General features: G+C 39.4%; 11 protein-coding genes and 1 pseudogene. 4 read left to right on the top strand and 8 right to left on the bottom strand.

Annotated elements, in window-relative coordinates:
• Positions 1-441, bottom strand: a 441-nt coding sequence (locus WBJ10_RS14410; protein ID WP_424291494.1) for a hypothetical protein, incomplete at its 3' end; no start/stop codon positions are given.
• Positions 404-952, bottom strand: coding sequence for a tyrosine-type recombinase/integrase (locus tag WBJ10_RS14405; RefSeq protein ID WP_424291498.1), 549 nt, complete (start codon positions 950-952; stop codon positions 404-406). The genes WBJ10_RS14405 and WBJ10_RS14410, both read right to left, overlap by 38 nt.
• 125 nt (positions 953-1077) lie before the next feature.
• On the opposite strand from WBJ10_RS14405, the pseudogene WBJ10_RS14400 reads away from it, so the two are divergent.
• The 3 genes and pseudogenes from WBJ10_RS14400 to WBJ10_RS14390 form a co-directional block, all read left to right on the top strand.
• A pseudogene (locus WBJ10_RS14400) lies at positions 1078-1242 on the top strand (two-component regulator propeller domain-containing protein); the annotation flags it as partial.
• Positions 1243-1467: 225 nt separating this feature from the next.
• Positions 1468-1938: a triple tyrosine motif-containing protein gene (locus WBJ10_RS14395; RefSeq protein WP_424291492.1), complete on the top strand. Its 471-nt coding sequence runs from the start codon at positions 1468-1470 to the stop codon at positions 1936-1938.
• 101 nt (positions 1939-2039) lie between these two features.
• Positions 2040-2315, top strand: coding sequence for a histidine kinase dimerization/phospho-acceptor domain-containing protein (locus WBJ10_RS14390; RefSeq protein ID WP_424291490.1), 276 nt, complete (start codon positions 2040-2042; stop codon positions 2313-2315).
• 101 nt (positions 2316-2416) lie between these two features.
• Here the strand turns inward: WBJ10_RS14390 and WBJ10_RS14385 are convergent, their stop codons facing one another.
• The 5 genes from WBJ10_RS14385 to kaiC form a co-directional block, all read right to left on the bottom strand.
• On the bottom strand, positions 2417-2821 hold the full coding sequence (locus WBJ10_RS14385; RefSeq protein WP_424291488.1) for a Dabb family protein: 405 nt from the start codon (positions 2819-2821) through the stop codon (positions 2417-2419).
• 124 nt (positions 2822-2945) lie between these two features.
• A complete protein-coding gene (locus tag WBJ10_RS14380) occupies positions 2946-4664 on the bottom strand; it encodes a PAS domain-containing sensor histidine kinase (protein ID WP_424291486.1) in 1719 nt (572 codons plus the stop codon).
• A gap of 9 nt (positions 4665-4673) precedes the next feature.
• Complete coding sequence (locus WBJ10_RS14375; RefSeq protein ID WP_424291484.1) at positions 4674-4979, bottom strand: circadian clock KaiB family protein; 306 nt, start codon at positions 4977-4979, stop codon at positions 4674-4676.
• Between the two features lie 6 nt (positions 4980-4985).
• Positions 4986-5264, bottom strand: a complete 279-nt coding sequence (gene kaiB / locus WBJ10_RS14370; protein WP_424291482.1) for a circadian clock protein KaiB — start codon at positions 5262-5264, stop codon at positions 4986-4988.
• Between the two features lie 26 nt (positions 5265-5290).
• Positions 5291-7018: a circadian clock protein KaiC gene (gene kaiC, locus WBJ10_RS14365; RefSeq protein ID WP_424291480.1), complete on the bottom strand. Its 1728-nt coding sequence runs from the start codon at positions 7016-7018 to the stop codon at positions 5291-5293.
• A gap of 408 nt (positions 7019-7426) precedes the next feature.
• On the opposite strand from kaiC, the gene WBJ10_RS14360 reads away from it, so the two are divergent.
• Positions 7427-8386, top strand: coding sequence for a D-2-hydroxyacid dehydrogenase (locus WBJ10_RS14360; protein ID WP_424291478.1), 960 nt, complete (start codon positions 7427-7429; stop codon positions 8384-8386).
• Positions 8387-8395: 9 nt separating this feature from the next.
• Here WBJ10_RS14360 and WBJ10_RS14355 read toward each other — a convergent pair.
• Positions 8396-8530, bottom strand: a 135-nt coding sequence (locus WBJ10_RS14355) for a DUF3810 family protein (RefSeq protein WP_424291496.1), incomplete at its 5' end; no start/stop codon positions are given.

The raw sequence follows: 8530 nt of genomic DNA, 5'->3' as shown, positions 1-8530 counted from the left end.
CCAGGGGTCTTTACTATTATCTTCCGTGGAATTGTAAGTGTTATGGAAAATAGAGTCATTTTTAAACTTGCTGTTTAGGCTTTCAATTGTCTCGTTTATAAATACGAGTTCTTTAATTTTTAGCGTTTCTAAAAGCATTGCTCTACTAGACTCGCTTTCTTCTTCAAGTGCACGGGTAAGGCTCTCAAAATATTCGCGGTTGTATTTGAAGGAAACAGGTCTGTCCCGTCCCAATACTCTTATGGTAACTAACTCAGGATATTTGTCATAAACCATATAGCAAAAGCGATAATAGACTTGTTTCTTCTCCTGACCGGTAAAATTGAGGGCTGGAGACAAACTGAACTTTAAGACATGCTGGTCATTTGGGAGAATTATCGATGGCACTTCATTAGCTATTATTTCATATAGCGTATTTTCTAGCTCCTCCGTTTTCATCATTTTTGTGATCTTGTATTTTTTTGCATGCCCAAAAATCCTGCAAATCGTTGGCATTCCGTTGCTGCGATATCTTCAAATATCTTAAAAAGGCTTTTTCCGTATTGTGCCCAGTTATCTTCATAATGGATATCGCTGGAAAACCTTGTAAATATAGGTTTGTTGCAAAACTTCTCCTAGCTGTATGAGTTGAAACCAACTGATATTTTTTGAAGTCGATTTCCTTTCTTACGCCTCCCATTGTAATCACTTTTTCCACTTTATCCTCAATCCCAGCTTTTAAACAAAGTTCTTTTAGATAGTCATTCATTTTTTGATTGCTCGGAATTCTCGGCAGACATTCACCGCCATGCTCTAGATATTTAGAAAATATAGATTGAAGTAGCGGATGTACTGGAATTGAAATTAGCTGCTCCGTTTTGACTGTCTTTACTGTCAAAATATTATTATGGATATTACTTCTTTTTACTTGCCTATAATCTGAAAATCTCAGACCGGTAAAGCAACCCACCAGAAAGATATTTCTAATCGATTCTAGCCGTTCATTTCCGCTTAGATCAAGGCCGTGCAGTCTTAGAAGACGATAAAATTAAGCGCATGCCGCTTATTGGTGAAATTTGAAAGACTGAACTAACCAGCATTTTTGAAGACAGAAGAAAAAATATTTGGGTTGGAAGTTCGGGGGCGGGAATCGTTAGTATAAACCCGAAAAATGAATTCAAATATTACAAAAATAATTCAGGGGTCTCTTCAGATATAGTTTACGGTTTTTATGAAGATAAGGAAGGCTCACTTTGGTTAGGCACTGAAGCGGGTCTGATCCTGCATCAAAAGAAGAAGATACTTAATAAAGCTAATGGACTAAAATTTAATGGAATTTATAGAATAATTGATGATGGCGAAGGCTTTGTCTGGCTGAGCGGGAATTTTGGGATCCAACGTTTTTCCGGGCAGGAACTTTTAAGAGTAAAACACGATAATTCCGCAAATTCTCAAATAACCTCACGACTGTTTGGCACTTCAGACGGAATGGCGAATTCGGAAACAAACGGTAATATTTCACCTGCAGGCTGGAAGATGAATGATGGAAGTTTATGGTTTCCGACGGTAGAGGGGATATCGATAATTGATCCTGCTCAAAAAGATGGTAGAGCGAATTTGGGACCGGTGAAAATTAATTCAATTCAATATGGGGATTCAGTTGAAACGGAATTGGAAGATATAACTGTCCCCCCTAATGTCTATAATGTTAGCATAAATTATAGCAGCATCAACTTTACTAATCCTCAGGAGACCATTTATTATTTTAGGCTGAAGGGACTTACCGACGCATGGGTAAAAGCCGGAAACCGCCGGACAGCCTATTATACACTATTGGATCCGGGGGAATATACTTTTGAGGTGAAAGCCGAACAGTATGGATCATGGTCCGAAGTTTCCAAATTCACCTTCACTGTGGCGCCTTTTTTTATCAAACCTTTTGGTTCAGGGCGACAATAGTAGTATTATTATTCATAACAGGCGTTTTCTTTCATAAACTATATTCCAGTATCCGGCAAGAAGCCTTATTAAAAAAACTGGTCCGCGAACGGACTGAGGCCTTGCAGAAAAGCAATGACCTGCGAGAGAAACAAATACTTGATATAGAAAGACAAAATGAAAAGTTAAGAGAGATAGCCTGGATCCAATCTCATTCAGTCAGGGCTCCTCTTTCACGTATAATGGGGATAATAAGTCTATTTAAGGATAAAAGTATTCATGATTCGGAGTTTACCGAATACCTGGGCTATATAGAACATTCAGGAGAAGAATTGGATACAATCATTCAGGATATTGTAAAAAAGACGGAAACCATAGATAAAGATTCCGGCAATTAAGCGGTGGAACTTCTCTCAATAGCGGGCTAGTTAGAAAACGAAATATTCCTAATATTATGACACAACTCATTAATATTTAACAAAATTCTAACGCTAAGCTCCTAAACTTCAGCAGAATCGTAAACCACAACCTTAGACCAGAGATGGCTGTAATTCTTAATGAAATCTAAATGTATAGGATGAACTTGATAGGCCGACTGGGCCGCCAAATCAGTAAATAAGGCAAGTTCAGAAACACTCCAGCTGTCGTCTATTACAGAGCGTTTTTCTGTTGTTGCAACAACGCCTATAGTAATCTTTTTTACAGAGTCAATTTTTCTCAGCGTTTTAATCCCATTAATCAGTTCTGCGCGATCTTCGGAAGATCCGGGGTTTTTAAGCCAGAAATAGACTTGATGTGCTATATATTTTTTTTCTTTTGCCATTAATGAGGTTCCGTTTGCGGCACTTACAGCTGCTATGCCAGCTACCGAAGCCAAAAATTTCCGCCGATTAGATTTTACCATGATATTTTGCCTAACAATGATGAAGTTTAAACCTAGTACAATTTTTTTAATAAAGCAAAGACCCTGTTTTGCCTTTTCGGCACTTTAGATTCAAGAGACGGTAAGACAAGAGCTTAGGATGGGACTAAATAGGTAAGGTAAACCAGAAAGTACTTCCCTGCCCAATCACTGAATCAACCCCCATTTTGCCCCCATGCCGTTCAATAATTTCGGATGAAATATAAAGGCCCAAACCTAAACCGGAAAATTGAATTCCGGACGGATCTACCCGATAATACCGATCAAATAGATGCGGCAGCTTTTCAGGTGAGATTCCAATCCCAAAATCTTGAACCGATACTTTAGCTATACCATTTTGGCTGGTGAAGCTAAGTTTTATTGTTTTTGACTGCGGCGCATATTTCACTGCATTATTAACAAGATTTACTAAAACCTGGTCGATTCTGTGAAAGTCTGCATAGACTTCAATCTCTTCGCTGCCTTCCATTATAAAATTATAATTCTCGTCAGATTTAACATGGCTACAACAATCGGCTACTAGCTTAGATAAATTAAAGCGGGTTCTCTTAAGAGGCAACTGGCCATGTTGAATTTTTGAAACGTTCATCAGGTCTTCCGTCAGATACAGGATCTTTTGCAAGTTTTTATTTGCTTTATCTATAAATTCAGGGATTTTACTAGAGTTGCTGTCAGCTTGTAATAGTTTGGTTAGAATTTGCATCGACGCTTTTAAAGATGTTAATGGCGTTTTCAGCTCATGACTTGCAACGCTTATAAATTCATCTTTATGCTGTGAAATTTTCCGGCGGTTAGTTACATCCATGAACGTAGCTACAACTCCAATCAATTCACCCTGTTCATCCCGCAAGGGAGCTGCATTAACAGAAATATAAAAGCGTTCGGAATAGGCGGGCTGAATAGCTATCTCATAATCATACACCTCCCGTCCGGATGTCATGATTAATGAAACCGGATGTTCGGCATTAGATAAGGGAGTACCATCAACTTTTAGATTTTGCCACTTTCCGTTTCCATAAATACTCGTCATATTCTTATCGACATCGGAACCAAGGAACTTCTGAGCCATTGGATTAGCATATGTCAGGATTCCCGATCTGTCTACAATAACTACGCCTTCCGCCATGGTTTCAAGAATGCGTGTAAGCTGTTCCTGATTTGCTTTCAGTTCGGCCTCCGCATGTATCTTCTTGGCTAAAGTATCTTCTAGCTGGCTGGTTCTTTCGCTGATAGTAACTTCAAGATTAGTATTCAGCTCCCGTGCAATTTTTTGTGCTTCTTCTAACTGGGTGTTTTTCTGTAGTAAAAGCCGTTGGGTTTCTTTCTGGCTGCTCAGATCTGTCAGGATAATACTCATCGAATTCCCTTCATCTAGTTCCAGTGTTTTTAAAGAAAGCAATACCGGGGTGTCATATCCGCTTTCGCTCTTTATTTTAAGTTCACCTTTTACATTATTTTTCCAGGCTTTGAAAATGAGGAATTTGAAAGATGCCAGATAGTTTGCTGGAAGGAACTTCTCAAATGGCTGGCCTATAACTTTCTCTAAAGAAAGACCGATCATTTTCGCGAACTGAGTATTTGACGAAATTATCAGGTTGGATTCATTTAAAGTGACGGCCCCTTCGGTCATCTGTTCAATGAAAATGCGGTAAGCATGATCTGCACTTTTCAGAGTGAAAATTTGATGACCCTGCTTGTCTTTAACAACCAAAGCATCAATTTCACCGGAACGAATTGCATCAATCGTATCATTAGCCTCCATTAACTGATTGCGAATTTCATCCAATTCCGCAAGGAGTTCTGTATGTGATTTTAAAACGTCCAAAATAGTCCCTTACATTAGTCCTAAGCCTTTTAATACCTTGTCTTTTTCAGACATATCACCCACCAGGCGGCGTTTTGGTAATGGCGAATTTTTAATTAACATCGGTACTGCCGCCACATCCTCATTTTTCACTAATTCGGGCTGCTGATGAATATCAATTATTTCTAATTCATAACGGTCTATCAAATGAGATTCACAGATAGACTTAAGGTTATTTATCGCTTTTACCGAGTTTGGCGATGTGCCGCTTACGAATAAGCGGAGCACGAAAAAATCCCGCTCATATCCGCTCCCTTCTATACTGCTCTCGTCCATGCTTGTTTATAGTTGCCGTATGTCTAAACCGACGAGTACTTTTTCCTGATTTGAAAGGTCCCCAATAATTTTCCTTACGGGTTCCGGCACCTTCTTTACTAGAGTCGGGATAGCCAGAATCTGGTCTCCCTCAGCAAGTTGAGGATTAGTAAGCAGGTCAATTACTTCGATAGAATACTGTCCTTTAAGATGTTCTTCGCAATACTTTTTCAAATTATTTAACGCGGTCACGGACCGCGAAGTCTTTCCGGCTATATATAGCCTCAGTTGATATTCTTTTTCCAATGTTTTTAATTTATATTTCTGACGAGCTATTTCTTTTTATTATTGGTCTTTCCTTTTCTTAATTCGGTCATTTGTGTTCGATTTTCATCTATGATGCGCTTTTTTATTTCATCTTCAACATATACTTTATTAAGTTCTTCTTCGGCCGATTCAAATTCAGATTTTAAGCTTTCAATTTTTGCTTCTAAAACTGCTCGTTTACGAAGGATCTCCCGGTCCTTGCGCGTAAGAGCGTGATTGTGAAGAACAGAGCCTGTATGTTGGCGCAAGATATGTTCAGCACGGGCGGATCCCGTAAGCACCCCTTCTGGACCTAAATACACGTCAACAAGATCTAAACCATCTTCCTTTATCACAAATTCCCGCACCTGATTTGAATGTTCCATTCCTCTTGATTTCATAATGTAAAGCCCCCTGTTCCTTTCACCATTTAATTCAATATCCCTGATAAGAATCCAGGCGTCAACTAATGAAGAAACCCCTTCATCAGTTTGTTCGTTTACAATATTATTAAGGCTGAGAGCGGTAAACATTACAGTAATCTGTTCTGCCTGGAAAAAATCAATGAGTCTGACAAGCATCGACTTGACTTCACTCACAGAGCCCACGGTAATTAAATTTGTAATGGGATCTAGTACCACTACATTTGGTTTAAATTTCCGGATTGCTTTGTGAATCGCAACAAGATGCATTTCCAGGCCATATAAGGTTGGACGCGCGGCGTAGAACTTTAATAGCCCTTTGTCCATGTGGTGTTGAAGGTCCATTCCAATAGATCGCATGTTTCGTATGATCTGCTGTGGAGATTCTTCAAAAGCAAAAAACAGGCATTTGTCATTCCTTTCACATGTAGAATTTGCAAAACTCGCGGCTACACTTGTTTTTCCGGTACCTGCTGTGCCGGATACCAAAATGCTGCTACCTTTGTAGAAACCTCCTTTACTAAGCATCGCATCAAGAGATGGAATCCCGGTAGATATTCGTTCGGAGGAAACGGGTTTATCCAGATTTAACGAGGTTACCGGTAGGACCGAAATACCCTCATCGTCAATGAGGAAAGGGTATTCATTCGTCCCGTGTAAAGAACCACGGTATTTCACTACTCTTAACCGCCGTGTAGAAATCTGGTCAATTACCCGGTGATCCAAAAGTATCACACAATCTGAAACATATTCTTCAAGACCCTGCCTTGTTAAGCTTTCGCCGTCACGCTCACCTGTAATTACCGCTGTAACGCCTTTTTCTTTGAGAAATTGAAAGAGCCTGCGTATCTCTGCACGAAGAATACCCTGATTTGTTAGTCCTGTGAAGAGGTTTTCTATGGTATCAAGAACAACTCGTTTAGCTCCAATACTGTCTATTGCATAGCCCAGCCTGATAAATAAACCGTCGAGATTGTAGTCCCCCGTTTCTGCAATTTCACTTTTGTCGATATGGACATAGTCGAGTTTAAGAAGTTTTTCTTCTTCAAGTTTCCTAAGATCAAAGCCCAAAGAAGCTACGTTAGTTGCAAGTTCTTCAGCTTTTTCTTCGAAAGCCATGAAAACACCTGGTTCGTTGTATTCCAAAGCGCCCCGCACAATGAATTCGAGAGAAAAAAGAGTTTTACCACAGCCCGCTGTTCCGCATATAAGGGTTGGCCGACCAGTAGGCAATCCCCCGAAAGTAATTTCATCCAGTCCACTAATTCCCGTCGGCGTTTTACTTAATTTATGAATGTTATCTGTATTTCGTGTGTTTTTAATATCAGTCATATTATCATTAATTTATGTTCTCGGCGAAACACTTTTTAATAAATAGTTAGATTGCTAACAGCTCTAAAGAATTTGTGTTTCTGAGATGAATTGATTCTTTACAGAAATCATACAATTTTCAAATAGACCTGATTTTATAGCTCTCGCGGTGGTAAATCGTAGATTTATGAAAGAAATGTGTCCTGCTTTCCAAACTTTGTAGTGGGAATTTAGGTCACCTGTGTTTTTTTTAGCACAAAAAAAAATCCCGTGGGGACGGGATTTCTTTTGTTGTTTAACTTTTAACTGAGGAAAAAGAACGATCTTATGATTTAGAGGAATAAGATACATTGTTAATTACAAAAAGTCTGCCAGTTTCGGGTATGAAGAGGGCGGTTTGTCAAATATATTGATAATCAGGAATATAGAATGAAAATTGTTGTATTGGACGGTTATACTTTAAACCCCGGTGACTTAAATTGGAATGAATTGGAGCAGCTTGGAGACCTCACTGTTTATGAGCGGACTCCTTCCGAACAGGTGGTTGAGCGTGCTAAAGGAGCTGACATTGTTTTTACAAATAAAACTCCTTTGAATGCTGAAACAATCACAAAATTGGATTCTTTGAAGTATATCGGTGTTCTGGCCACTGGCTACAACGTAATAGATGTCTTTGCAGCTCGTGAAAATGGAATCATTGTAACCAACGTGCCTGGATATGGAACTTCATCTGTTGCTCAATTTACATTTGCACTAATTCTTGAGTTGTGTCACAGAGTGCAAAAACATAGCGACACTGTTTTTCAGGGTCGATGGTCTGGTTCTCCGGACTTCAGTTATTGGGATATACCGCTCGTAGAGTTGGCTGGTAAAACTATCGGAATCATTGGATTCGGTGAAATAGGAAGCAAAGTCGGTGATTTGGCTTCAGCATTCGGTATGAACATCATTGCCAGCGGGCGAAAACAGTTAGGGCAGGAAAAACGTATTAATTTCAAATGGGCAAGCCTTGATTATTTGTTTGAGCACTCTGATATAGTCAGTTTGCACTGTCCCCTTTTTCCCGAAACACTAGGACTTATAAATTCAGATCGACTGAGAATTATGAAACGATCTGCTTTTCTTATAAACACTTCAAGAGGTTCCCTTGTTGTAGAAAAGGATCTCGCGGAGGCACTAAATAATGGTATTATTGCCGGGGCAGCGGTGGACGTACTGTCTACGGAGCCGCCGTCGGCAGAGAATCCTTTATTGCATGCACAAAATTGTATCATTACTCCTCACATGGCATGGGCGACTAAAGAAGCGAGGCAGCGATTAATGGGAACAGCGGTTAATAACCTGGCACAATTTATAAAAGGTAATCCTGTGAATATGGTGAATTCCTGAGCCGACTGATTATTTGATTACACCCTTTTTCTTATAATATGCCATTGAAAGCTTGATCATTCGATTATATGTCTGCAAGCCTTCTGGTTGTTTATTGGCTTTCAGGTAATTATCATAAAATATACTGCTTAGTCGGGCTGCATC

The sequence above is a fragment of the Daejeonella sp. genome (assembly GCF_049655485.1).
Taxonomy (GTDB): domain Bacteria; phylum Bacteroidota; class Bacteroidia; order Sphingobacteriales; family Sphingobacteriaceae; genus Daejeonella.
The sequence above is the reverse complement of the archived record's forward strand: the minus strand, read 5'-3'. Positions and strand labels throughout refer to the sequence as shown.